The 24,662-nt window shown below is 31.9% G+C and carries 25 protein-coding genes and 1 riboswitch; of the genes, 2 read left to right on the plus strand and 23 right to left on the minus strand.

All coding sequences use genetic code 11. The features are described from left to right. Nucleotides 1-2 precede the first annotated feature (2 nt). The 13 genes from yqeC to ABDZ69_RS13045 all read right to left on the minus strand — a co-directional run bounded on the left by yqeC (nt 3) and on the right by ABDZ69_RS13045 (nt 13,406). Nucleotides 3-728 carry a selenium cofactor biosynthesis protein YqeC gene (yqeC, locus tag ABDZ69_RS12985; RefSeq protein WP_343770267.1) on the minus strand — a complete coding sequence of 242 codons (726 nt, stop codon included), beginning with the start codon at nt 726-728 and terminating at the stop codon, nt 3-5. A gap of 47 nt (nt 729-775) precedes the next feature. Beyond that, nucleotides 776-3,055: a xanthine dehydrogenase family protein molybdopterin-binding subunit gene (locus tag ABDZ69_RS12990; protein WP_343770269.1), complete on the minus strand. Its 2,280-nt coding sequence runs from the start codon at nt 3,053-3,055 to the stop codon at nt 776-778. After that, nucleotides 3,055-3,507, minus strand: a complete 453-nt coding sequence (locus tag ABDZ69_RS12995; RefSeq protein ID WP_343770271.1) for a (2Fe-2S)-binding protein — start codon at nt 3,505-3,507, stop codon at nt 3,055-3,057. Before ABDZ69_RS12995 ends, ABDZ69_RS12990 begins: the two co-directional genes overlap by 1 nt. After that, entirely contained in the window at nt 3,498-4,295 is a 798-nt protein-coding gene (locus ABDZ69_RS13000; protein ID WP_343770274.1) for an FAD binding domain-containing protein, read from the minus strand. The genes ABDZ69_RS12995 and ABDZ69_RS13000 overlap by 10 nt, the downstream gene beginning before the upstream one ends. Nucleotides 4,296-4,309: 14 nt before the next feature. Further along, nucleotides 4,310-5,656: a uracil-xanthine permease family protein gene (locus ABDZ69_RS13005; RefSeq protein WP_343770275.1), complete on the minus strand. Its 1,347-nt coding sequence runs from the start codon at nt 5,654-5,656 to the stop codon at nt 4,310-4,312. 206 nt (nt 5,657-5,862) lie between these two features. Continuing rightward, nucleotides 5,863-6,372 carry a GNAT family N-acetyltransferase gene (locus tag ABDZ69_RS13010; protein ID WP_343770671.1) on the minus strand — a complete coding sequence of 170 codons (510 nt, stop codon included), beginning with the start codon at nt 6,370-6,372 and terminating at the stop codon, nt 5,863-5,865. Between the two features lie 163 nt (nt 6,373-6,535). Next, nucleotides 6,536-8,221, minus strand: coding sequence for a bifunctional diguanylate cyclase/phosphohydrolase (locus ABDZ69_RS13015; RefSeq protein WP_343770277.1), 1,686 nt, complete (start codon nt 8,219-8,221; stop codon nt 6,536-6,538). A 60-nt stretch (nt 8,222-8,281) separates the two neighbouring features. Beyond that, nucleotides 8,282-8,416, minus strand: a complete 135-nt coding sequence (locus ABDZ69_RS13020; RefSeq protein WP_343770279.1) for a cyclic lactone autoinducer peptide — start codon at nt 8,414-8,416, stop codon at nt 8,282-8,284. Further along, nucleotides 8,413-9,084 carry an accessory gene regulator ArgB-like protein gene (locus tag ABDZ69_RS13025; protein ID WP_343770280.1) on the minus strand — a complete coding sequence of 224 codons (672 nt, stop codon included), beginning with the start codon at nt 9,082-9,084 and terminating at the stop codon, nt 8,413-8,415. Before ABDZ69_RS13025 ends, ABDZ69_RS13020 begins: the two co-directional genes overlap by 4 nt. After that, nucleotides 9,077-9,544, minus strand: coding sequence for a hypothetical protein (locus ABDZ69_RS13030; protein ID WP_343770282.1), 468 nt, complete (start codon nt 9,542-9,544; stop codon nt 9,077-9,079). The genes ABDZ69_RS13025 and ABDZ69_RS13030 overlap by 8 nt, the downstream gene beginning before the upstream one ends. A gap of 99 nt (nt 9,545-9,643) precedes the next feature. Beyond that, nucleotides 9,644-10,195: a DUF5317 family protein gene (locus tag ABDZ69_RS13035; protein WP_343770283.1), complete on the minus strand. Its 552-nt coding sequence runs from the start codon at nt 10,193-10,195 to the stop codon at nt 9,644-9,646. A gap of 143 nt (nt 10,196-10,338) precedes the next feature. After that, on the minus strand, nt 10,339-11,847 hold the full coding sequence (locus ABDZ69_RS13040; protein WP_343770284.1) for a DUF1846 domain-containing protein: 1,509 nt from the start codon (nt 11,845-11,847) through the stop codon (nt 10,339-10,341). Between the two features lie 92 nt (nt 11,848-11,939). Then, on the minus strand, nt 11,940-13,406 hold the full coding sequence (locus ABDZ69_RS13045) for a DUF6056 family protein (RefSeq protein ID WP_343770285.1): 1,467 nt from the start codon (nt 13,404-13,406) through the stop codon (nt 11,940-11,942). Between the two features lie 111 nt (nt 13,407-13,517). Here ABDZ69_RS13045 and ABDZ69_RS13050 point away from each other — a divergent pair, with 111 nt between their 5' ends. Both ABDZ69_RS13050 and ABDZ69_RS13055 read left to right on the plus strand, forming a co-directional pair. Then, the gene (locus tag ABDZ69_RS13050; protein ID WP_343770286.1) at nt 13,518-14,450 is read left to right on the plus strand and encodes a glycosyltransferase family 2 protein; all 933 of its coding nucleotides are present in this window, start codon (nt 13,518-13,520) and stop codon (nt 14,448-14,450) included. After that, on the plus strand, nt 14,443-14,823 hold the full coding sequence (locus tag ABDZ69_RS13055; protein ID WP_343770287.1) for a GtrA family protein: 381 nt from the start codon (nt 14,443-14,445) through the stop codon (nt 14,821-14,823). Before ABDZ69_RS13050 ends, ABDZ69_RS13055 begins: the two co-directional genes overlap by 8 nt. Nucleotides 14,824-14,864: 41 nt before the next feature. On the opposite strand, the gene ABDZ69_RS13060 is transcribed toward ABDZ69_RS13055, so the two are convergent. From ABDZ69_RS13060 to ABDZ69_RS13105, 10 genes are all read right to left on the minus strand, one after another. Continuing rightward, nucleotides 14,865-16,601: a methyl-accepting chemotaxis protein gene (locus ABDZ69_RS13060; RefSeq protein WP_343770288.1), complete on the minus strand. Its 1,737-nt coding sequence runs from the start codon at nt 16,599-16,601 to the stop codon at nt 14,865-14,867. Nucleotides 16,602-16,667: 66 nt separating this feature from the next. Continuing rightward, a complete protein-coding gene (locus ABDZ69_RS13065) occupies nt 16,668-17,345 on the minus strand; it encodes a pseudouridine synthase (RefSeq protein ID WP_343770289.1) in 678 nt (225 codons plus the stop codon). A 64-nt stretch (nt 17,346-17,409) separates the two neighbouring features. Next, entirely contained in the window at nt 17,410-18,264 is an 855-nt protein-coding gene (locus ABDZ69_RS13070; RefSeq protein WP_343770291.1) for a radical SAM protein, read from the minus strand. A 111-nt stretch (nt 18,265-18,375) separates the two neighbouring features. After that, a riboswitch (cobalamin riboswitch) is annotated at nt 18,376-18,547 on the minus strand. Between the two features lie 85 nt (nt 18,548-18,632). Then, nucleotides 18,633-19,859 (minus strand): MFS transporter, encoded by a 1,227-nt coding sequence (locus ABDZ69_RS13075; RefSeq protein WP_343770673.1) that lies wholly within the window; start codon nt 19,857-19,859, stop codon nt 18,633-18,635. 188 nt (nt 19,860-20,047) lie between these two features. After that, entirely contained in the window at nt 20,048-20,677 is a 630-nt protein-coding gene (locus ABDZ69_RS13080; protein WP_343770293.1) for a hypothetical protein, read from the minus strand. A 187-nt stretch (nt 20,678-20,864) separates the two neighbouring features. Then, nucleotides 20,865-21,602, minus strand: coding sequence for an MgtC/SapB family protein (locus tag ABDZ69_RS13085; RefSeq protein ID WP_425544652.1), 738 nt, complete (start codon nt 21,600-21,602; stop codon nt 20,865-20,867). A 115-nt stretch (nt 21,603-21,717) separates the two neighbouring features. Beyond that, the gene (locus tag ABDZ69_RS13090) at nt 21,718-21,846 is read right to left on the minus strand and encodes a hypothetical protein (protein ID WP_343770296.1); all 129 of its coding nucleotides are present in this window, start codon (nt 21,844-21,846) and stop codon (nt 21,718-21,720) included. A gap of 109 nt (nt 21,847-21,955) precedes the next feature. Beyond that, on the minus strand, nt 21,956-22,522 hold the full coding sequence (locus ABDZ69_RS13095; RefSeq protein WP_343770297.1) for a glycerol-3-phosphate responsive antiterminator: 567 nt from the start codon (nt 22,520-22,522) through the stop codon (nt 21,956-21,958). Nucleotides 22,523-22,556: 34 nt separating this feature from the next. After that, nucleotides 22,557-23,348, minus strand: a complete 792-nt coding sequence (locus ABDZ69_RS13100) for an HAD-IIA family hydrolase (RefSeq protein ID WP_343770298.1) — start codon at nt 23,346-23,348, stop codon at nt 22,557-22,559. Nucleotides 23,349-23,375: 27 nt separating this feature from the next. Continuing rightward, the gene (locus tag ABDZ69_RS13105) at nt 23,376-24,662 is read right to left on the minus strand and encodes a TRAP transporter large permease (protein WP_343770300.1); all 1,287 of its coding nucleotides are present in this window, start codon (nt 24,660-24,662) and stop codon (nt 23,376-23,378) included.

Below are 24,662 nucleotides of genomic sequence, written 5' to 3' on the forward strand. Positions count from 1 at the left end.
CCTTAATGTAAAACTTCGAACATACCGCTCTTCACGCTACCTGCCACTATCCTATGCAAGTAGTTAGGATTAATTTCTTTAATTCTTTTGTTTAATCTATGTGCTTGAAGTTTATCTTCATTACTTTCTACTTTATTAATAAACAGTATTTTCTCTCCTTTAGAATCCTTGAAAAGTCCCTCCTCATGAAGTATCAAATTTACTCCATGTTCTACGGTAATTTCCTCCTCAAGATCCCCTCCTGTTATATTCAAAAATTTATCCATTCTATGAATTAATTTATTCTCTATATAATTGCCTATTGTACTTATATCAAAAACTCCAATGGTTTTATCTGTGTCACTACATATTACAGGCTCCTGTTCTCCCCAACCCTTTAAAGGCTTCATCTTAGAGCCATCACTTTCAATTATGACATAATCAAAACTCTCTATAATTTTATTAAGCTCTTCCCCTTGAAAACCTATAATTTTATTTTCACTATTTATTTTCTTTCCATAAATATATATACCTTTGTGTTTAATATTCCTAGTGGAATATGCATCTTCACCTATAAACATAAAATCATATTGATTATTACGGGGTACGAATATTTTAGTTGTGGTAGTAATCATCACTCTAAATTCTTTTCTCAACTCTTCCCCTAGTGCAAACATAAGACTTGTCTTTCCACCAGCTCCTACAATGGATATAACATCTTTTTCACTTAAATTAAATATTCTCCTCATATATCACCTTAAACTTTTGGCGCTGTGCAAAAACACAGCGCCCTTTATTATTTTTCTTGCATTGCCATAAACACCTTTTCAGGGGTTATTGGCAAACTTCTTATATTAACTCCTACTGCATTATAAATAGCAGCTGCTATGGCAGGAGGTGGCGTATTTATAACTACCTCACCCACAGATTTTGCTCCAAAAGGTCCTGTAGGTTCATGACTTTCTTCAAAGTCTACTCTTACACTTTTTATATCTTTTCTACAAGGTATTTTATACTGCATAAAGGAATCTGTATCCATCTTTCCCCTATTATTATATCTTACCTCTTCATACATTGCCATTCCGATTCCTTGAACTATTCCACCTTCAACTTGAATTCTTGCTAAATTTGGATTTATAACAGTTCCGCAATCTACTACAGCAACATAATCTAGAAGATCAACCTTTCCAGTTTCCTTATCTACTTCCACCTCTGCAAAACCTGCAATAAAAGGTGGTGGTGAAGTATGACTTCCATAAGTTCCATTTCCCACTAATTGTTTATAATTTGGTCCAACTAAAACACTCTGGGCAATGCTTCTTATAGTAATCTCTCTCTTTTCATCATTACTTTTCAATACTTGTCCTTCAAATTCAATTTCATCCACTGAAACTTCAAGCATTTTTGCTCCAGTTTCTTTTATCTTTCCTAAAAGCTCTTCACAAGCTTTTACTACTGCCATTCCTGTAACATAGGTAGTGCTTGAAGCATAAGATCCTGGATCATAAGGAGATACATCGGTATCTGCCGCAATAACTGTTATATTTTCAAGTTCTGTATCTAATACTTCTGCAGCCATTTGTGAAAGTATAGTATCACTACCTGTCCCCATATCTGTAGAACCTATAAGTAAAGTATAGCTTCCATCATCATTTAGCCTTACTTCTGCAGAAGCTGTATCAATATTTGCTATTCCTGAACCCTGCATGGTTACTGCCATGCCCACTGCTCTTACCTTATTTGGAGCAACTTCTATGGAAGGAAATTTTTCCTTCCATCCTATCATATCTTTACCCTTTTCTATACATTTATCAAGGGTTGAGCTGTAGAAAGTTTTTCCACCAAAAGCTATTGAAGTTTCTCCTTCCTTCATAAGATTTTTCAACCTTATTTCTGTAGGATCCATATCAAGTTTATGAGCCAACTGATTCACAGCTGATTCAAGAGCAAAGGTTCCTTGTGTTGCTCCATAGCCTCTAAGAGCTCCAGCTGGCATCTTATTTGTATATACTACGTTTCCACCAAATCTTACCGCAGTAGTTTTATTATAAAGTGGCAATGTCTTTTCACCTACAACCCAGAAAGTAGTAGGCGCATGTTCTCCATAAGCTCCTGTGTCTGATAGACCCTCTATATCCACAACTTTAATAAAGCCTTCTTTATCCGCTCCCAGTCTTACCTTTAATCTCATAGCATGTCTACTACTAGTGCAACTAAAGGTTTCTTTTCTATCATAAATTATTTTTGATGGTTTACCAGTTTTCCATGTAACTAATGCTGTAAATATTTCAACAGCAGCAGTTTGCTTTCCACCAAAGCCTCCGCCTATTCTTGGCTTCACAACCCTTATCTTACTTGAAGGTATGCCTAACGCTCTTGATAAATGCCTTCTTACATGAAAAGGTATTTGAGTGGAGGACACTGTTACCAGTCTTCCTGTATGATCTATATAGCTAAAAGATCTATAGGTTTCCATCATTCCGTGGGCCTGTGCTTGAGAGTAGTAAGTCTCTTCTATCACTAAATCACATTTTTTTATTTCTTCTTCCACGTTACCAAACTCTACATTATGTTCTACAACTATATTTCTATCTTTATTCATGCCTAAATCTATATTAAGATGCATATCTTCTTCAGGATGCACTACAGATTTATGATCTATAGCCTTTTCAAAATCTAACACTGGCTCAAAAACTTCGTACTCCACCTTTATAAGCTTCATAGCTTTAAGTGCTGTTCTCTCATCTATTGCGGCTACTATTGCTACCTCATCTCCTACGTATCTTACAATAGGATCTAATATAAGTCTGTCATAAGGAGATGGCTCAGGATAAGATTGTCCAGCTAAGGTAAATCTATTATTAGGTGCATCTTTATAAGTTAAAACGCACTCAACCCCTTCAATCTTCTCCGCTCTTGACGTATCAATAGACTTTATTCTTGCAAAAGCATGAGGGCTTCTCAATATTTTAATTACAAGGGCTTCTTTCATAACAAGATCATCGGTATACACTGGTTTTCCAGTAGCAATAGTCATACCATCAATCTTTGCATAACCTTTTCCTACAACCTTCATTATACTTCTACCCCCAAATACTTTTTAATAGCTCTCATTTGTCCCATATATCCAGTACATCTACATAGGTTTCCAGCTAAATAATGTTTTATTTCTTCATCATTTAGATTATTAAGCTCTTTTTTCATGGCTATAACTGTAAGTACAAAGCCTGGACTACAAAAACCACACTGTTCTGCCCCTTCAGCGGTAAAAATCCTTGCAAACTCCTCTGCTTCCGTTTGTACACCTTCAATAGTTGTTATGGTTTTTCCATTTGCCTTTACTGAAAGAGTGGAACAAGAAAGAGTTGGCTTTCCATCTATCCAAACAGTACATAATCCACAGTTTGTAGTATCACAACCTCTTTTTACACTTAAATATCCAGCTTCTCTTAAAGTGTCTAGTAAAAACTCATCTGCATTAACATCTAAGCTATGCTTCTTTCCATTTATGATAAGCTCTATTTGCATGATACCACCTCCATTAATGTCCTTTTGATAAGAACCTTGCATATAGCCCTTCTATACTCAGCAGAACCTCTCATATTACTTCCAAAATTTAATTCTTCTACAGCCTTTTGAGCTACTTCTTCAATAAGAGCTTCATTTAGCTGTCCCTTTGAAATAAGCTCTGAAGCCTCAAGTGCTATCCTTGCAGTCGCTGGTCTTGCCCCTACTACAATCTTCCACTGATTCTCTAGTTTTGAAACAGTAAGATTTAATATAGGATAGTCCGTTGAAGAATTTCTAAAACAGTTATAAACTGCCTTTCTAGCATTCTTTTTTATAAATATCCTTGTTAAAATATCTCTTTCATATGGTCTTTGTAAAAATTCCTCCAAAGACATTCTACCACCTTTATAAAGCTCTACTTCTGTATCTAAAGCAAGTAGCGCTGTGATTACATCAGAAAAACCATATTTTGAAAACACAGTGGCTCCAATATTTACTACATTTCTAAATTGAATTCCAATGATATCTCCTACAGCTCTTACCAAGACACCACTGAAATAATTCTTTAAAAGAGAACTTGTCTCTATATCTCTAAGGGTGGTTGAAGCCCCCACTTCTATATAACCTTCAGTTTCTTTAATGTAGTTTAAATCTAATTTTGATAACTCAATAGCAGTTCCAATTCTTTTAGAACCCATCTTTAAAAATGCACATCCACCAAGAACCGTATTATTCTTCCTTGATACAAGAATATTATAGGCCTCCTCTAGAGTCTGTGGCTGAACTAAATCAATTACAGTAAACACTACATTTCCTCCTTTTATGCAGATAACTCTTCTAATTTATCTGCTACTACTTTTTTATCTTCTTCATCCGCTGGTAATACTATGTTTAAAAATATAGCTACTATAGTGGCTATAGCTACTCCTGAGCCTTCAAATATCATCTTAATTAAATGAGGGAAATTCTTTGAAGCTTCTGGCACCATACTAAATCCAACTCCTAAACCTAAGGAAACTGCAAGAATCATAGCGTTTCTACCTTTTAGTGGCGTTTCTGTAACCTGATTAATACCACTAACCACCATCATACTAAACATTACTACCGCCGCTCCTCCTAAAACACTTGGAGGCATTAATGCAATAATAGCCCCTACTTTAGGAAATAGCCCTGTTATTATTAGAAACATAGCTCCAGTAGCTACTGCAAATCTATTCACAATCTTTGTCATGGTTATAATACCAACATTTTGTCCAAAGGAAGTATTAGGTAGCACACCGAATAATGATGCAAAAGCTGTTCCTAATCCATCTGCTATAACTGCTCCTGAAACTTCTCTATCCGTCGCTTGTCTTCCAGCTCCCCCAGAAGTTATGCCACATGTATTACCTACAGTTTCCACTGTTGAAATAACAAACATTATCAACATAGATATTATAGCATCTAAATGAAACTCTATGCCAAACTTTAATGGCATAGGAAAGGAAAACCAACTAGCACTAGCTACAGAGGCAAAATTTATCTTGCCCATTGGAATTGCTACAAAATATCCAACAACTAAAGCTATAAGTACCGCCGACATGCTAGTTATGCCTTTAGTAAACTGTTTAAATGTTAATACAGTAATTAGAACTATAGAACCTAACATTAAATTTTGTAGTGATCCAAAGTCCTTTGCACCTACACCGCCCGCAAAGTACTTCATACCTGTTCCAACTAAAGATAATCCTATGGAAAGTAATACTATTCCTGTTATAAGCGGTGGAAAATATTTTCTTATATGCTTTAGAAAAAATCCTACAATTATTTGAAAAATACCACCTATCAATGCTGCTCCTAACACTCCTGGTAGACCATATTTTGCTGATATAGCAAGACATGAAGGTAAAAAGCCAAAGCTTGTACCCATAATAATTGGTAGCCTTGCTCCTACAGGCCCTATAGGGTAACATTGAATTAGAGATACAATCCCTGCAACAAGCATGGCACATTGAATTAAAAATGCCTTTTGTTCTACTGGTAACTTTAATGCATTGGAAATTATTATTATTGGCGTTACATTGCCTACGAACATTGCTAATACATGCTGTAATCCTAAAGGTATAGCTGTTCCTAATGGCGGAACTCCATCAAAACTATAAATAAGTTCTTTTTTATCTTCTTTCATTATTTATATTCCTCCAAATCTTTAAAATAATGTTGATTATTTTTTATAATTTCATATTAATTATATCATGCGATATGAAAAATGTCGAATCTTATTTTATAATAAGTTTTTAATGTTTGTACTGTAGCGAATATATGCAATTATTGTAAATGCAAATACGAAAACCGCATATCTATGATATGCGGTTATATTATCTAAAATATTTTTTATGCTGCTATTTTTAAGAACTCTTCCATAGTCATGGAATACTGCACTTCCTTTGGTAGCTCCTTATCCTTTGTAAATCCTATTTTTTTAAATACTCCTCTGGATCTTTCATTTTTAAAATTAATCTTTGCAATTACCTCATCTACTCTCCACTCAAAAAATGCTTGTTTTAACCCTTTAAGAATGGCATTAGTTCCTAATCCCTTGCCCCACTTTTCCCTATCACCAATTACCACTACCATTTCTGCCCCTTTTCCTTTAGGTACAAGTCTTAAAAAACCAACAGGTTCTCCCTGTTTTGTTGTTATCATAAAAAAACTTCCATCTTGATTAAACAAGTGAGTAAGGATAGGCATATTAACCCTATACATTACTTGTTTTATACTGTCGCTAACATTTTGTCTTTCATTTAGATACGCTGTAACTTGGTTATCTTCTAACCAATCTATGATTTTCCATGCATCTGAGGAGAAAATTTCTCGACGCAATTCTACATTACTATCCATAATCAGTACTAATCCCCCTTAAAATGATAAAAACCCTATCATGGGCGCTTTTGGCGTCGAATAATAGGTTTTAACGTACACTGATATGGTACCATCCCCACCCATTTACGTCAAATGCTGTAAATGGGTTTACATGGCGTTACTATAGTTTAAATAGATATATTGACTAAACGGAGAGTATTCCTCGCTTATTCTCCATAATCACTTCTATAAATAATTCAACAATATCTGGATCGAATTGAGTACCACTACATCTCCTTAACTCTTCAATAGCTTCATCGTAGCTTTTTCTTCTATTATACGGTCTGTTAGAAGTCATCGCATCAAAACTATCTACTACCGTTAATACTCTAGCTAGGAAAGGTATATCTTCTCCTTTAAGGTTATCTGGATATCCCTTGCCATCATATCTTTCATGATGATGCAATATTAAATCTGAAATTTTTTCAAGAGACTTAACGGGCTTTATTATTTCTACTCCATTTAGTGGGTGACCCTTAAGTATTTCCCATTCTTCATCCGTTAATGGCATTCTTTTATTCAGTATTTCTCTTGAAATATTTATTTTCCCAATATCATGTATATAAGCTCCATATATAAGGTCTTTTTTTTCTTCCTCACTTATCTGAAGCTTATCTGCTAATAATCTGCTATAAGCTACCACTCTTTCAATGTGTCCATATGTATATCTGTCTTTAGCGTTAATAACACTTATTAATGTTTTTATTGATGTAACTAAATCTATATGCTTTTCATCAATATCATTTTTTAAATCATCTAAAATAGATGAATATATTTCAACTCTATTCTTATTAAAAAACTTAGCTCTATAGAGAGCATCATCAGCGCTTTTAATAAGCTCTACATCATTTTTAGCTTTGTCAGGATACACAGATATTCCTATTGAAACCGTTAATTTGCCATTAGGTTGATTTTCCTCTCCCTCAAAATAAGTAGATTCTACTTTACTTCTTATATTTTCAGCTATTTTAACGGCATCTTTTTCAGAAGTATTTGGCAGTATTACTGCAAATTCTTCACCGCCATATCTAGCTACTATATCTTCTTTTCCAACATTACTCTTTAACATGCATCCTATAGTTCTAAGTACGTCATCTCCCTTTTGGTGTCCATAAAGATCGTTATAGTATTTAAAATAATCTATATCAATAAATATCATAGAAACAGGACTTTTTTCCTCTTCACATGATCGTATTTTCTCACTTAAAGCCTCATGAAAAAATCTATGGTTATACACACAGGTAAGGCCATCCTCATTAACTAAATTTTCCAGTTTTTTAATATGATTACTTTCTATCCTCACATAGAATCCTAAAGGCCATGCTGTAAGAAAGAAAATACCAGCTAATATTAAGTCATTTTCAAAATATTGGTTAATAGGTGTTTTAGGGGCACATAAGATATCCATGGCTAAAATAATAGCTGACGAAATGGTAGCTACTATCATGCCTTGCTTCATGCCCGATTGTATTGTGGCAGTTATAATAATAAACAAAAACAAAAATTTATATTCACTAGCGTGAGCACCAGATATGAGTATTACACCAAAAAATATCGAAATAAAAATAAAATTTTCAATTAATTGTATGAGTTTCATATGTTTTGAATTAAACTTTCTGGTTGTTGAAAATGCCCACAAGCCATATATTAAAGATAGAGTTAGAATAGCAATACTTATCATGTACATGCCAAACATATTATCTACTACTTTATCACCATTATTAAAAAAACGTTTAAATATGCATATTCCTGAAAATAGTAGTGAAGATAATTTTACTACCGATACTATATTATTTATTTGATTACGTTTATTATGTTCTATATTAGTCATATTTCATTACCTCATAATGTAATTTTCAAGGAATAAAGATCGGTTAAACCGACCTTTACCCTATTCTTCTCTTAGGCATCCCGGTTCTTCTGGTTGATAGTTTAACCAAAAACATGCTGATGAAGCCACTGTAGATGCTAAAAGAGTTGTCACTGTAGCAATTAACATTAATACTTTTTTGTTTAATTTTTTCATACCCTTTCACCCCTTATATTTGATATATACTTTAAAAAAGCATCTATTTTGTACAATATTAAGTGTCCCTTTTCTGTAAGAGTAAAAATCTGCCAAGCTGTACCTCCGTATATGGAAAGTATATAGATAAGCAAGCTTCTCTCTCCTATTTTTCTATATATCATTAAAATAAATAGAATAATAATTAAATAAACACTTAAAATTATAATAGACCCTTTCTTTAACCTAGTTCTTTTTTCTTTTTTCTTTATAGGCTTAGCAGCACTATCTACTGGAGCTAATTTGTAAATTATATAATATGACCATATAAAAACTAGTAACCCCAATAGTAAGACCATATTTAAACTTATATTGGGACTTATAATAAATTTAAACACTAATGCTTGTACAATACATATAACAGTTCCGATTAAGGCACATCTCCCTGGAGAACCTGCATGGGCACCTCCTGAATATTTTCTTAATATACTTCCTACGAAGGATATTATTAACGCCTCAACTCCCACTTGAAATATATATCCAAATATAGCTACAAGAGCTATAGAATAAATCATTTGTAATAAGGCAAAGGCTCCGTAAGCAATTACTTCTCTTTTATCCTTGTCAAAATTTAATTCGGATGCTATTTTAGTAGCAATATTATTAGATATACTGTCTATATTAAACATAATTTAATTCTTTCTTTTTTAATAATACAAAATAACAAAATCCAGCTATTACTCCAAATACTACCAGAGACGGTATACCATACAATGTTTTTAACATAGAATCATTGAATATGTGACTAATGTCTGCTTTAAATATATATTGTATAATAAAAACATTGATTCCTTCACATATAAATTGAAGAATTATTAAAATTATAGCTGCTTGAATTGACTTAATTACGTCTATTTTATTTATGTTAACACTTAAAAGGATTATAGAAATAATGCTTAATATAGTATGCACACCATAATGAATTGGAAGCTTTCTTATTGTAATACCTATAAATGACATTAATATACTAGAGATTAAATAGTCTCTTTTATTTATAGCAGTTTTTGAAAATGCATATGATGCAAAAATAAATAAAAAACCTTCTGGAATAGCTCGCCCAAAAAATTCTACTAATGATAATTCAAACATATTTTATTTCCCTTCTATGAACTTTGTAAGTATTTATGTAGTTTTTATAATTATATCATTAACACTATACAAATAAAATATTATTATACATAACATTTCCTAATCATACATATATTCTCTTCTATTCATGTGTTTTATAGTATTAAAAATAATAATAAAAACAAATACTCTTATAAATATATCTCCAATACTCAGAATGCTATAACCCACATCAATTATATCCGTTAAAAATTTTAATTTCGTTGAGGAATTTCCCAAAACATGTATGTCATCTACCTTAGAAAAAGCATCTGGGGTGGCATAACCTGTTAAATATGATAAAGTTGGAAATACAGGCATGGTACCTCCATTTGCCCCTATGGCAATTTTATTAAAAAAAGTACCAATAAATATAAATATTGATCCTATAATAGCGCTTATGTACTGTTCATATTTTAGAATTAAAAATAAATACGAGGAAAGGTATAGAGTTTCTAAAATATTCGCATACTTTAGAAAATTGTAATTCCCTCGAAAGATATTAATTTGTAAAATGAGATATATTGATTCAAATATTAGTACAGGATATATTTGCCAAGTCCTAAACAAGGATTTTAGCTTGTACCCTTTTATTTTCGCAACTATTAGTGCTAATATTACTGTTTCCCACATAAATTGTCCTCACATATTTTAAATTATAACTATAGATTTATTGTACTATCTTTTTCTACTTAATACCATAGTTTTCATCATTTACATAATAAAAGCCGATTGTATATTTCCATAACAATCGACTATTAATGAACATATAATTATTAATTATTATAGTAAAGACTTGATGAAGGATATTCTGCATCACAAGTTAAATCTATCCCAAGCTTTCCAAGTGTCTGTTCATCATTTCTGCTTAAAATAGTAGTGGAGTGAGCCTGACATCCCTTCAACATTGATAACTTTTCCATGACTGCTTGAGCCATAGGATTAGTAGCGGCACAAATGCTTAGTGCAATTAATATCTCCTCACAGTCTAAAGCTGTACATTTACTTCCTAGAGTTTTTGTTTTTAAATTTATAATAGGTTCTAGTATAACTGGTGAAATAAGATGAATTTCGTCGTTTATATTGGCAAGGTATTTAACAGCATTTAAAATTACAGCTGCCGTTGCATCCATTACATTAGAACCCTTTCCAGTAATTATGGTTCCATCTTGAAGTTCCAAAGCTAAGGCTGGGCAAGCTTCATTTTTATTAGACACTTGCTTTAATTTAGCAGATCTCTCTCTTGCAGGCATAACAACCTTTCTATCTTCTACTTTTAAATTTAGCCCTTCCATTATAAGTTTTATTCTTTGGAATACTTCTTTATCTATATAACCTTTTTTATATTCGCATCCAGTTTTAAAGTATCTTCTAATTATTTCTTGTTTAGAGGCTTCTTTTATAACTTCATCATCGATTATACCAAAGCCTACTCTGTTAACTCCCATATCTGTTGGAGATTTATAAACAGATTCTTGTCCTGTTATTTTTTCTATAATTCTTTTAAGTACAGGGAACATTTCAATGTCACGATTATAGTTTACCGCCATTTCATTATAAGCTTCTATATGAAAAGAATCTATCATATTAACATCCTTAAGGTCTACCGTAGCAGCTTCATATGCTATATTTAAAGGATGTTTTAAAGGAACATTCCACACAGGGAAGGTTTCAAATTTTGAATATCCTGCTGCTTTACCCCTTCTATATTCATGATAAAGCTGGCTAAGACAAGTAGATAGTTTTCCACTACCTGGTCCTGGAGCTGTTACAACAACGATAGGCTTTGTGGTTTCAATGTAAGGATTTTTTCCGTATCCTTCATCGCTTACAATTGTATCTACATCTGTAGGGTATCCCTTAGTGAATCTATGTTTATATACCTTAATTCCTCTACGTTCAAGTTTATTTATAAAAACATTTGTAGCAGGTTGTTCATCATATCTTGTTATTACAACGCTATTTACATCAAGTTCATAAGATCTTAAATCATCAATAAGTCTTAAAACATCCATATCATAGGTGATACCAAAATCTCCTCTTATTTTGTTTCTCTCAATATCACCAGCGTATACACAAATAACTACTTCAACCTTTTCTTTTAATTTATGTAGTAGCTTAATCTTTGCATTTTCATCAAACCCTGGTAAAACTCTCTTTGCGTGAAGGTCAAACAATAACTTACCTCCAAACTCCAAGTATAGTTTATCGTAATTATTAACTCTCTCCAGAATATATTTAGATTGCTCTTCAAGATATTTTTTGTGGTCAAATCCTATTTTCATTTTAATACCTCCCTACATAAAGTTATCTATATTTCTACGACTCTTTATTATTACACAATTCTCGTTCAATGTAAATGGAATAACTTTACATATCATTTGTAATACTCTATAATTGTGTCTTCATTTATCTTATAACATTGCTTCATAAAATAAGGCATGCTATTCCAATTGCTTACATTATATCCGTATGTAGTTGGCGAAGCTTTTTTCAACTTTAATATACTCTTATTCTCACTTTTGTGATATTCCTCAATAGCTTTTAAGTTAAAATTTTGAACATAAGAAGCTCCCTTGTATCCATTATAATTTTGATGAAACACCGTTAAAGACATACATAGTGGTAAAACAAATAATATTCCTAACCTATTACTAAAAAATTTAAGAAAGGAATATACAATAAATATGCTCATGAGCAAAAGTGAAGGAAACATTATCTTATAAGTTCCTGCAAATCTTGAATCTGCAGCGATGAGCATTATTTGCGCTCCTATAGAATTTATAGTGCAAAACATTAAAAATGGATAGTCTTCCTTTAATGCAACTAAAAAAGAAACATATAAAAGACTTATTAGATATAATAGAGCAAAACCAATAATATAAAATCTCAATCCATTTTCCACATTGTATTTTCTATATAATATAATATAAGCATAGCCAAAAACTCCTAAAGATAATAAAATTATTAAAGATATATTTATAAATTTATTGCTATCTAAAGCATAATGATGAAGCCACAATATACAACATAAGCATAAAATTATTACATAGATTGATATTGGTATGGAAAAAATATTGGTTTTTAATAATTTTACCACTGTGGCAGATATATTCATTTCATTGCCAACGCTTTTTTCAAATAACATTCTTTTTATTGAACCATAAAGTATAAAAGCATATCCAGTAAAAACCCCAAGATAATATGGAATAATACCCCTTTGAAGTTTCTCTTTTTTATAGATTTTAAAATACAAAGTAATCATTACAGTAAAACCTATTCCTATCATACCCGCTTGTTGCGTAGATGATCCCGATAAAAATGCAAGAAGTATAATGCTCCATTTTGATTTATATTTGCTACTATTTAATCTGTAATCTTCATAAAACATATACGCATACAATATTGTAATAGCAGTTGGATAAAGATAATTTAAAGAGCAAGCCGCATAGTAAATAGTAGTATGAGCTATCTCTATAGGCAAAGAAATAAAAAACACTCCGGCACAGCTTGTAGCAATTAAAATTTTTTTATCTGTAGAGCTTTTTCCCATAGCAACCCTACCTATTAAAAGCGCAGTAAGAGTAATTATAATGGGATTAATTATTCTAAACAAAAATATATCATATCTCAAAATACAAAATAGCAACACATGAACCCATACTCTTCCGTTAATATTTAATTGTTTCAAAGCAAACTCCTTTAAATAACCTAACCCTATATTAGCGTCTCTCCTATAATATAAATCATCTGCATAGAGAAATATATTTTTATGAATTAAAAGCATAAGTAATAATAATATCATAAGACCAATATATTTTTTTCCTTTAAGCCTTTTCTTCATTTCCATCTCCTCCTAAAAATATTAACTTCCTCCACTCTGAATACACCTTAGCTTTATTGTAAATAATTAAGCTAATATGATTTTATTTTCATAAGAACAAGGAGGATTATTTTGATTTCAATAATTACGCCCGTATATAATGAAGGGGAACAAATATACTCTAATGTGGTAAAAATAATGTCAATTTTGTTAAAAAATAATATAGAACATGACTTTATCATAGTGAATGACGGTTCTTCTGATAATTCTTGGCAAGAAATGCAAAGATTATGCAAGAACTACAATAATATATCAATTATAAATTTAAGTCGTAATTTTGGTAAAGAAGCTGCCTTGTGCGCAGCCTTAGAAAATACATATTCTGATGCTTGCATAATAATTGATTCTGATTTACAACATCCACCGGAATTAATTCCTAAAATGGTAGAGCTTTGGAAGGAAGAAGGATATGATGTTATAGAGGGGATTAAATTATCCAGAGGTAAAGAATCTTTATTTGAGAAAATTGCTGCCTTGACATTTTATGGACTATTTTATAAATCATCGGGAATAAACTTGAATAGCGCCTCAGACTTTAAATTATTGGATAAAAAAGTTATAGATGCTTGGAAGTCCATGAAGGAGTCTATAACATTTTTCCGTGGTATGTCAGCCTGGATAGGATATAGACGCATTCAAATCCCCTTTGAGGTTCAGGATAGGGCTCAGGGAGTATCAAAATGGTCCTTTAAAAGTCTAACTAAACTAGCCATTCAATCTATTACCTCTTATACATCTGCACCACTTTACATGATTATTTGGTTAGGCATATTTACACTATTCTTTGACTTTATTTTATTTATACAAACAATGTTTATGAAATTCTCTGGTAAAGCATTGACTGGCTTTACTACCGTTATAATCTTAATATTAGGAATAGGTAGCTGCATCATGATTAGTCTAGGAATCATCGGAATTTATATATCAAAAATTTATGATGAAGTTAAAAGAAGACCTAGGTATTTAATTTCTAGTAAAGAAGGAAAAGGATTTTCAAATGATTAATAAAAAGATACAAAAACAATTTATTAAATATTTATTTATTGGAGGAGCTACTGCCATTTTTGAACTTATATTATATACTTTCCTAAGAAAAATAGTTTATTTAAACCTATCCTTATCTAATGTTATTGCTGTGGTTATGGCTACTCTACTTAATTTTACCTTTAATAGAGGCCTAGCCTTTAAAGCAGCTTCTAGCTTTATTCGAAGTTTTATATTATATATAATTTTATTTGCACTAAACACAACTTTTAGTACCTATGCAATTTCTCTAATGGTTCAATGGGAAATTGGGGATGTAATCGCAAAACTCATCACTATGGGTATGATAACTCTATGGAATTTTCTACTTTATAGAAAGGTAATTTTTAAATAAGTTAAAGCCGTATACAATGTCTGCATACAGCTTTAACTTATTTATACCCTAAATCCCGAAGTAAGTTCTTTTAATTTATTTGCCATTTCCGATAACTGTTCTGTAGTATTCTCTATTTCAGTCATTGTTCTAAGTTGATTTTCTATACTTGAGCTTATATTTTCAGTACCTTCTGCTACTTCACTTGAAACAGAGGCCATGTTGCTCATAGCTTCTCCCATATCTTTAGTACTTTGGGCCTGCTTTTCATTGGCATCGTCGATTTGCTCTATTTGACTTACTATAATTTCAATATTATCAATAATATTTCCTATAGCTTTTCCTACTTCCGATGCTTTATCAACTCCAAGGGATACTTTCTCTTCAACTAAGTTAACAGAATTTACAGTGGAGGCTGATTTTAATTGATTTTCTTTAACTAAGCTAGAGATTTCCTTAGCTGCATTATTGCTTTCATCAGCAAGTTTTCTAATTTCATCAGCAACTACATTAAACCCTCTACCTGCTTCTCCCGCACGGGCAGCTTCAATAGCAGCATTTAAAGCTAATAGGTTTGTTTGCTCTGATATTGAAGTTATTATTTCAATGATATCTCCTATTTTTCTTGAAGATTCATCTAATTCCTTTATCATTGAAGACACTTCCTTTGATGAAGAAGCTATATCTGTTATGGAAGATACAACTTGAGATATTTTTTCTCTTCCATCTTCTGCCGCTTCCTTAGCTGTCTTGCTGTTAATAGCAGTATTTCTACTGGCACTTGAGGTAGCTTCAGAGAATTTTGCTATTTCTACAAGGGTTGAGTTAGTTTCCTGGGCCACCGCCGCTCCCTGGGAAGTATTTGAAGCTATGTGAATAATAGTACTGGATATCTCTTCTAAAGATTGAGTGGTTCCACTGGTTGCTGAACTTAACTGCAAACTTGAAGAAGCTATGGTTTCAGCTGAAATAGCCACTTCCTTAATAATTCCTTGAAGCTTGTCTACAAACAAATCGAAGCCGTTACTTAACTCTCCAATCTCGTCTTTGCTTTCATATCCAATCCTTTGTGTTAAATCTCCGCCCGAATTAGATATTTCTTTTAATCTTGATGTAACTGTTTTAATTGGGTTAGTAATTGATTTTATAATTACTATAGATAGCAATAATGTTACAATTGCACAAATTAGGACTAGTACACATATTTCTATAATTGTATTTTTATAAACAACCTTGCTCACATCATAGGTTTCCTTGGCATCTGCAACTTGCGCATTTATAATATCATCAAAAGACGAAATTACATCTCTTCTTGCATTATCATAATTCACAATATATGCATCTACTTGCGCTCGAGAAGCACTCGTAATTCCATCTGGAATTACTGCTGCATTACTTACTGCACCATTATTTTTAAAGAATTCATCCTTAGCTTCTATAAATTTATTATACTTTTCCATTAATATTTTGTATTCTTCTCTATCTTTATATTCCGATAGCTTTTCCATTGCTGAAACCGCTGTAGTTTCAATATTTTGCTCTATAATTTCCCTTATACTATCATCATGATTGGAATCAAATAATTGATTTGACTGAGAACGTATATATTCTATGTCAGATTTTATACTTTGAAGCTTCACAATAGGAAGCAATCTATCATCATTTAACTCCATAATCATAGAATTAACATTAGATATTTGCTTAATAGAAGAAACTCCTATTATTCCAAGAAAAACAAAAAAACTTAGTGACATTAATGCAATTTTAAATGAAAGTTTAATGTTTTTAAAAAAATTCATGCAATCCTCCCCTCCTTATGAAATATTTGTAAGTTAATTATATATTAACAAGGGGATATTTTAATGTCAATTCTTTAATTCCATTACTTCTTTCTCCGTAAGATAACGCCATCTACCAATATTTATATTATAAATCTTTATATTAACGATTCTAACACGTTCCAAACGTATTACCGTATACCCAAATGCTTTTGTCATTCTTCTAATTTGTTTATTAAGTCCCTGTGTGAGTATGATACGAAAAGTATCTTCGCTAACCCTCGTAACAATGCAAGGCCTAGTCTTAACTCCAAAGATTTCAACACCTTCAGCCATTCCCTGTAAAAAATTACTGTCAAAGGGCTTATGGACAGTTACTATATACTCTTTTTCATGCTGATTTTCCGACTCTAATATTTTATTTGCCAATTCACCATCATTAGTCAGTAATATTAACCCTTGAGATTCCTTGTCTAATCTACCTACTGGGAAAATATATTCTGGATAATTTATAAAGTCAATTATATTATTTTCTACTTCTTTTGCCGCAGTACAAGTAACTCCTACTGGCTTATTTAAAGCAATATAAATTTTGTCTTTTACGGGAATAGGTTTATTATCAATTAATATAAGGTCATCTTCTTCTACCCACTGACCAGGACTGCAAAGCTCTCCATTTACAGTTATTCTATTTTCCTCAATAAGTCTATTGGTTTCTCTTCTCGAGCAAAACCCTAGATTACTAAGAAGTTTATTTATCCTCATTATCTATAACTCACCATACTTTGATTCCCAGTCCTTCCTAATTAAATTAATAAGATATTATTCATTATATCTTATTCTGTCTAAGCTGACCACAACCCCCTTTAATATCGCTACCAAAATTATGGAATATTTCACAATCTATCTTATCTTTAAGTTTATTATAGAAATTCATCACATCATTTTTATCAGGAGCAGTTAGACCTTGTATGTTATTGTCATTATATGATGATATAATTAATTTCAGTGGTTTACCACTTAGCAAAGCTTCTAATCTCTCTACATCGGCGTCCGTATCATTTATTCCTTTAAATATCATATATCTTATTCTTGTTTTCACTTTGAATATTTCTGCATATTCAACCCCTACATCAACTATGGATTTTATGTCATATTTTGAATTGACTGGCATTATAGACATACGTGTTTTATTTGATGATGCATGCAGAGATAGGTTAAGTCTTATATTAATATTAGTATTCTTAAAATCCTTAATCAACTTATGAATTCCTGGTGTTAACCCTACTGTTGCAATTTCAAAATTACTTATTTTGTATTTATTATATACGCCTATTATACCATTTCTAACATTTTCATAATTCATAAAAGGTTCCCCCATTCCCGCAAAAACAACTGCATCTATTGGAGTTAGGTTCATCTCTTTACAATAGTCCATGCAAATGCCTACCTGCTCAATTATTTCAAGGTCAGTAAGATTTCTTACAAATCCTTGCTTTCCTGTGGCGCAGAAAAAGCATTTTTGGCTACAACCCACTTGAGAAGATACACATACTGTGCTATGGTAGGTAAGTTTTAGTTCACGGTCATGCATATATAAAGTCTCAACAGTATTACCATCCTTCATTTTTAATAAATATTTTACAGAATCATCTTCGCTTATAAGTTTTTCAATTATTTCCATAACTCTCACTCCATTTAATAAATTTTTTTACAAAAAACAAAAAATTCTTGAACACAAATAATTGTATTCAAGAATTTTACCATCATTCTTATTACAGCCTCTTAATCCTAAGACGCAATAATGAAAAAGGCAGGTCTCCTGGCTTACGGACTAGCGATACTTTTTCCTTCCCAGTGTTACCCAGTGGATTATAAAAGTTCTACCGTTTACAGTGGTGGGACCGCTGAGGCTTTTACCTCATTCCCTATTCTCCCTTTCGGGCACCTTTTCCCATATTTTAAATTAATACTTATACAAAATTGATTATACTATATAATTTTTTATTTTACAATTATCTAGATAAAGGTAAAAATTGCATTTTTCTCTTATCAGTTCTGATTTATACCTTCTTTAATAAAGCTTTTATTATAAAAAATACTAATACCTAATACAATTAATAATAATCCAGTGATAATCATAAGCCTCTCTATTTTAATAATATCAGCTAATGGTCCAAATACAATCATACCAAGGGGCATTAAGCCTGAGGACACAATTTGGACAAAACTAAATACTCTACCTTGCATATCAGTTTCTACTTTCTCTTGAAGCAGAACCATGCTTGGTGAATTAAAAAGTGGTATAGTCATACCTGTTAAAACCATAATAGCTATATAAACGTAGAATACTTTTGCAATTCCAACAGCAACGGTTAGAGCACCAAAGGCACAACAACCAACTGCAATAGTTATAACACGATTTTTAAAACCACCCCAGGTTGCCATAATAATTCCTCCAACCATTGAACCAGCGAAAAAGCTCATTTCATTAGCAGTAAGCCTCCAATACTCATTGCCAAATGTACGTGTTACCATTAGAACATTAAGGAAAGCGGCTGGTACAATTAAAATCGTAAATATAGCATAAAAAATGATTAAGTTTTTAATAAATGAATTATTTAAAGAATATTTAATTCCTTCTTTTAAATCATAAAAATAATCCGTATCTTGCTTTTCGGCGGCTTTTTTATGAACAGCAACTCTTAAAGTAAGTAATATTGAGATTGCTATTATAGCTGTAATAACATCAAGAAACAATATAGATTCAAGTTTACCATAAGTAAGTATTGTACCGCTAACAGCAGGTGACACAAGCAATATTAAAGATTGAATAGTTCCATTAATACCATTTACTCTCATAAGCTTCTCTTCAGGAACTATTTGGGGAATTAATGCATTTACAGCAGGAGTTTGTATCCCCGATCCAAATGAACGTATTCCCGAAACCAAAAATAATATCCACATATTGTTATAACCTGATAAAAGTATTATAGCTAAAATTAAAGTGGCAGTGGCAATTAATCCATCTGATAAAACTATTAGAAGTTTACGATTGTATCTATCCGCCCAAACCCCAGCAAATAATGATATAAACAATTGTGGTAAGAATGAGCATATAGTGGATATGGTTACCATCATACCTGAATCAGTAGCTCTAGCTATATACCAAATAATTGCAAATTGCACTAAAGACGATCCAAATAAAGATATTGTTTGACTAGATAAAAATAAAGTAGTTTGTACTTTCCAATTTGAAAATTTACTATTGCTTATGATGTATCCACCTCTTTCTTCTCAATAATACGAGTTATAATCATTAGCGCTATAATAATACCATATTCTTAAATTTACATCAATTGGAATAACAAACTCTTATTTAAAAGCAGAGTTCCTCACCCTGCTTTATTTACCCATATATTTTATTGTATATTTTTACCTTGCTTATAAAGTCCAGCTATCTTATATTAAAAATCGCGCTTCATCATCATAGAACAGTGAGGTTTCATAAAGTACCATGGATACTTTATCATATACCACTTTACCATCATTGGACATGGTCTCATAGGTTTCATCATTTGCCATGGCATCATTGGTTGATATTTCACCATAGGCTTCATCATTGGTTGTTGCATCATTATTGGTTGTATATTTAATTGCATTTTTGTTGGTTCCATTATAGGTTCTATTTTTAATTGTAACTTTATTGGTTCAGTTATTACCGTTCCCATTTTAGGTTCTATATTCAATTCCATATTACTTGGTTCCATTTTAGGCTGTATATCTAATTGCATTTTTGTTGGTTCCATCTTAGGTTGCAGATTTAATTCCATATTTTGAGGTTCTATTTTAGGTTGTATATTTAACTCCATTTTTGTTGGTTCTAATTTGGGCTGTATTTTTACTTCTTGTGTAGTTTGTGGTATATACTGTTGTATTGGCTGTGGCATAGGTTGTGGTTTAGGCTGCTGAATAGTCTGGGATTGCTGTGCAGGAATTTTCCTTCCTACCTCTGGTTCATCCATTCTATACATCATCATTTCATACATAGGGCATTGCCAAGGTGAAAATTCTGTCATTTTATAATTTTTGTTCATAAATATCCTCCAATTAATTATCACATCGTTTCATTATATGTACATTTTTTCCATTATGTTCATAACTATAATGCAAAAATCAAGTAGTAGGAGGGCTTTAAAATTATTAGAAAAGGCAAAAACCCTATACACATTTTGTGCATATTAAAAAGCAGAGCTTTCACTCTACTTTCTTTATCAATATATTTTATTGAATTATTGTCTCTCCCTTATTTTTTGTTTTTTGATAGGCTAATTCTAAATCTCCCTCCCACATTGCATTTTCCATACCAGGTAAATTTAAAATTTCATCAAGAAAACTTATGTCTTCAAGTTTAGGTGGTAACGTAACCTTAAACCTAATTTCCATCATACCATCTTCAATTTCTTCATTATTTTCTTCATTATTAACCTTAATATCCTTAATACTGATATTATTTTTCTCTAATACATGCCCTATGTCACTTATTAGCCCAATCCGCTCTTTACACTGGACTATTAATAATTTATTTGGGCTTGTATATTTCTTCTTTTGTAAAAAACCAAGATTTCTTAAGACAATCATAACTATTACAGTAGTTGCAAGTCCTCCTAGATAGTAACCGTTTCCTATAGCTAATCCTATGCACCCACAAACCCAAATACTTGCAGCAGTGGTTAAGCCTCGAATATTATTTCCTGTTCTCAAAATGGTTCCTGCTCCTAAAAATCCGATTCCACTAACCACTTGTGCTGCTAATCTAGCTGGATCCCCACCACTATTATTTGCACCGAGTCCCTGAAAACCATACATTGATATTAGCATAATAAGGGTAGATCCCAGCGTAACTAATATATGGGTTCTAAGTCCAGCTGGACGATGGCTGGCCTCTCTTTCCATGCCAACTATACCTCCTACTACAGCTGATAAAACCAATCTTATAACAACCTCCCAATCACTTATCAATAATCCCACCCTCCCATATATTGCTTGTTCCTAAAGAATTTCTCCTTGAACTAAATAGTCTTTAACTTACAGCCTAAAGGGCAAACGATACAAACCATATTTCTAACTTCCATGATCAATCCTCCTCTTTAACAACTTCTATATAAATTTCATCACTGACATCTATGGTAAATTTACTTAAGTCCAGTTTAATAGTTTCAATTTCTCCCTTATAAAATCTTAAAGCAAATATATTACTGACCACATAAAAAGAGCCGTGAATACAAAACCTATCATAAATAGATTTAATTACACGGCTCTCCTATTCTCAACCTTAAATATTTTTTTGTAATCAAATTATCATAAACAGGTTACTATAGTTCCCATAAATCTTTTTTACTGGTGGATGCTCCTACTGCTCCTGCCTTCAAAATCTCCATTATATCCTGTTTGCTGCTTATTAACCCTCCTGCTATAACGGGTATAGACAGTTGTCTGATAATACGATGTATTACCCTAGGCATAACCCCCGGCATAATTTCAATCATATCCGGTTTTATAGTTTTCACACTTTTTGCAGTCATTTCGTAGGATTTGTTATCAATCAAAAAGAATCTTTGAATTGTAAACATTCCCTTTTCCTTTGCAATCTTAATATGATTACTTTTTGTGCTAATTACACCATCTGGTTGAATAACCTGGATAATGTAATCAATCGCTTTAGCGTCTTTTCCTATTCCTTCGAGAAAATCAATGTGTATAAATGCACTTTTATCAGCATTTTTGATTTTATCAACTAGCGATTTAGCATTAAATATATCAGCACAAAGTATGAATATAGTTTTTACTTGGGAGTTGATTGCAATTTCCAAGTCTTCTACATTCTGAACAGCTGCAATAACTGGATTTAATTCAACTCTATCAATTATTACTTCTTTCATACTATCATTCCTTCATTTTTTTGTAATTTCACTTTTATATATAATCTATCATGTCTTTTACAGAATTAAACACATAATCTGCTCTAATTTCACTATCTCTATAATCTTCTTCTTTAGTTTCACCTGAATATACTAGCACAGAAACTATACCTGCATTTTCTCCAGTTTTAATATCTGTATATAATCGATCTCCTACCATCACCATATCTTCTTTGCTTAAACCATATTTTGAAGAAATACTTTCTACTACTTCCTTATTTGGTTTTCCTATTACCTTTGGAGTCTTTCGGGTAGAAGCTTCTATAAATGCAGCCATTGCACCTGTATCAGGCATAAATTTATCATTAGCCAAAGGACAGTTGAAGTCTGGATGTGTAGCTATATATTCTACCCCTTCAGATATATACTCACAGGCTGCCCATAATTTTTCATAGGTTAATGTGGTATCAAACCCTAATACTACATAATCTATGTCCTTATGTCTTTCCTTTTCTACTATAAAGCCTTCCCTTTCAAATTCTTCTTCTAAAGCCTTAGTTCCTAACAAATAAACTTTAGCCCCTGCTTTTTCCTTTTTCAAGTAAATAGTAGTAGCCTCTCCTGAAGTGAATACTTCCTCTTCTGAAGCTTGTATCCCTAAATTATTGAGCTTTTGTACATATGTTTTTTTATTCTTTGATGAATTATTTGTAAGGAAAATATATCTTTTTCCCCTCTTTTTTATAGCCTCCAGAAACTTTTTTGATCCATCAATCAATTCATCTCCAAGGTAGATAGTCCCATCCATATCTAACAAGTAAATATTCTTTTCTTTTAAATTATCCAATTTACTCCCCCCATTAACTTGCTAAACTTATCTAAATAAGTTTAGAGAAAATAGTGCGATACGTTCAGAATAAGTAATGATAAAAAGTACTACTACTAATGATACTATAAAAGGCCAAACTTCTTTTAAGAATTCTTCCAACTTTACATCTAATATAGAACATACTGTAAACATCATGGATCCAAATGGCGGAGTTAATCCTCCAATCATAATATTTACTATAAATATCATTCCAAAATGTACAGGATCTACACCAAGGGCCTTTACTGCTGGAACCAATAATGGAGCTAGTATTACTAGTGCTGCTCCCCCTTCAATAAACATTCCTACAATTAATAGCATTACGTTTATTACCATTAATAACACGAAAGGATTACTTGTCATATTCATAAGTGCTGTAGTTATCATTTGGGGAATTCTTTCTAATGTAAGATAAAAACCGAATACTTTGGCACTTGCAATTATAATTATTACTGCTCCTGTCCCCTTAACTGTGTCCATTAATATTATAGGTAAATGTTTTATTTCTAATTTTTTATATATGAAAAATCCTACTATTAAAGAAAATAATACTGCTATTCCTCCTGCTTCTGTAGGAGTGAATACACCAAATCTCATTCCAAGAATTATTGCAAAAGGAATTAATAATGCCCATATAGACTTTACAAACTCAACAAAAATTTCATAAAAAGATGCTCTTTTTTCTCTACTTGGTTTATAATCTCTTTTTCTTGAAATAATTGCAACAGTAATTGCCATAGCTATAGTCATTAATATACCTGGAGTATATGCAGCCAAGAACATTTCCCCTACCGTAACATTGGCAATTATTGCATATAGTATAAGGTTTGTTCCTGGTGGAATTACTGGACTTACTGTAGATGAAGCAGCAGTTACAGCCGCTGAAAACGGCTTTGAAAATCCTTTCTTTACCATTTCAGGTACTAATATTTTAGATTGCATAGCCGCATCTGCGTTTGCAGAACCTGAAATCCCTCCCATTAATGCACTTAGTAATACATTAACCTGGGCTAGACCTCCTCTAAGATGTCCAACTAAAACGTTTGCAAAGTTCATCAATGCTTCACTTATTCCCGAATAATTCATTACAGAACCCAACATAATAAAAAATGGTACTGCTAAATAAGGGAAGGATTCTACTGCGGTAACAAACTGCTGAATTACCATTTCCATAGGCATTGAAGTGTTAATGAATATAAAATAAAATAAAGAAGCACCTATTAGTGCAAATGCTATGGGTATATTTAGAAAGAATAAACCGAATAGAACTATAATTGGTAAGATAGTGAACAT

Source organism: Clostridium malenominatum (genome assembly GCF_039521365.1).
GTDB lineage: Bacteria > Bacillota > Clostridia > Clostridiales > Clostridiaceae > Clostridium_AW > Clostridium_AW malenominatum.

Excerpts from the sequence above, each read along its gene's own strand:
- ABDZ69_RS13060 (WP_343770288.1), bottom strand. The coding sequence starts at position 16,601 with ATGAATTTTTTTAAAAACATTAAACTTTCATTTAAAATTGCATTAATG.
- ABDZ69_RS13015 (WP_343770277.1), bottom strand. The coding sequence starts at position 8,221 with ATGACTAATATAGAACATAATAAACGTAATCAAATAAATAATATAGTA.
- ABDZ69_RS12990 (WP_343770269.1), bottom strand. The coding sequence starts at position 3,055 with ATGAAGGTTGTAGGAAAAGGTTATGCAAAGATTGATGGTATGACTATT.
- ABDZ69_RS13080 (WP_343770293.1), bottom strand. The coding sequence starts at position 20,677 with ATGAACAAAAATTATAAAATGACAGAATTTTCACCTTGGCAATGCCCT.
- ABDZ69_RS13095 (WP_343770297.1), bottom strand. The coding sequence starts at position 22,522 with ATGAAAGAAGTAATAATTGATAGAGTTGAATTAAATCCAGTTATTGCA.
- ABDZ69_RS12995 (WP_343770271.1), bottom strand. The coding sequence starts at position 3,507 with ATGCAAATAGAGCTTATCATAAATGGAAAGAAGCATAGCTTAGATGTT.
- ABDZ69_RS13020 (WP_343770279.1), bottom strand. The coding sequence starts at position 8,416 with ATGAAAAAATTAAACAAAAAAGTATTAATGTTAATTGCTACAGTGACA.
- ABDZ69_RS13065 (WP_343770289.1), bottom strand. The coding sequence starts at position 17,345 with ATGAGGATAAATAAACTTCTTAGTAATCTAGGGTTTTGCTCGAGAAGA.
- ABDZ69_RS13055 (WP_343770287.1), top strand. The coding sequence starts at position 14,443 with ATGATTAATAAAAAGATACAAAAACAATTTATTAAATATTTATTTATT.
- ABDZ69_RS13025 (WP_343770280.1), bottom strand. The coding sequence starts at position 9,084 with ATGTTTAATATAGACAGTATATCTAATAATATTGCTACTAAAATAGCA.
- ABDZ69_RS13070 (WP_343770291.1), bottom strand. The coding sequence starts at position 18,264 with ATGGAAATAATTGAAAAACTTATAAGCGAAGATGATTCTGTAAAATAT.
- ABDZ69_RS13030 (WP_343770282.1), bottom strand. The coding sequence starts at position 9,544 with ATGTTTGAATTATCATTAGTAGAATTTTTTGGGCGAGCTATTCCAGAA.
- ABDZ69_RS13035 (WP_343770283.1), bottom strand. The coding sequence starts at position 10,195 with ATGTGGGAAACAGTAATATTAGCACTAATAGTTGCGAAAATAAAAGGG.
- ABDZ69_RS13005 (WP_343770275.1), bottom strand. The coding sequence starts at position 5,656 with ATGAAAGAAGATAAAAAAGAACTTATTTATAGTTTTGATGGAGTTCCG.
- ABDZ69_RS13040 (WP_343770284.1), bottom strand. The coding sequence starts at position 11,847 with ATGAAAATAGGATTTGACCACAAAAAATATCTTGAAGAGCAATCTAAA.
- ABDZ69_RS13105 (WP_343770300.1), bottom strand. The coding sequence starts at position 24,662 with ATGTTCACTATCTTACCAATTATAGTTCTATTCGGTTTATTCTTTCTA.
- ABDZ69_RS13045 (WP_343770285.1), bottom strand. The coding sequence starts at position 13,406 with ATGAAGAAAAGGCTTAAAGGAAAAAAATATATTGGTCTTATGATATTA.
- yqeC (WP_343770267.1), bottom strand. The coding sequence starts at position 728 with ATGAGGAGAATATTTAATTTAAGTGAAAAAGATGTTATATCCATTGTA.